At 66.8% G+C, this 605-nt stretch carries 1 pseudogene; it reads left to right on the top strand.

The features are described from left to right. Positions 1 to 72 precede the first annotated feature (72 nt). Positions 73 to 605, top strand: a pseudogene (locus ACO1BR_RS44175) (IS5 family transposase); the annotation flags it as partial.

The following is a 605-nucleotide window of genomic DNA, read 5'->3' as shown; positions in this document are numbered from 1 at the left end:
CTTACTGATCGTTTCAGAATGAGTTCCCTGTGGTGGTTGATAGTTGAGGGGGCATCGGGCAGGGTCTGCGGGGTGTCAGACGATCTTGTTCCTGATGATCTGTGGGAGCGGATAGCCCCGCTGCTTCCGATCCGTCCGCCGCGGCGCCACCGCTTCCCCGGCAGGCTGCCGGTGGACGACCGCGTTGCCTTGGCTGGCATCGTCTACGTACTGCGTAAAGGGGTGAGCTGGCGCGATGTCCCGGCCGAGCGGATCGGCTGCAGCGGCATGACCTGCTGGCGCCGCCTGCGGGAGTGGACCGAGGCCGGCGTATGGCCCCGCCTGCACCAGACGCTGCTGATCGAACTCCGCAGGACCGGTCTACTGGAAATGGACGATGCGGCAGTGGACGGCTCGCACGTCAGAGCCCTCAAAGGGGGGCCCACACTGGGCCTTCGCCGGTCGACCGGAGCAGGCCGGGCAGCAAGCACCACCTGATCGTGGACCGGCACGGCACTCCGCTCGCGGTCTCACTGACTGGCGGCAACCGGCACGACGTCACCCAGTTGATGCCGCTGTTGGATGCCATTCCCCACATTCGGGGACTGCGCGGCCGCCCACTGCAC

This window comes from Streptomyces sp. YGL11-2, assembly GCF_050054615.1.
Classification (GTDB): Bacteria; Actinomycetota; Actinomycetes; order Streptomycetales; family Streptomycetaceae; genus Streptomyces.
Note: the sequence above shows the minus strand (reverse complement) of the source record. Positions and strands in the feature narration are given on the sequence as shown.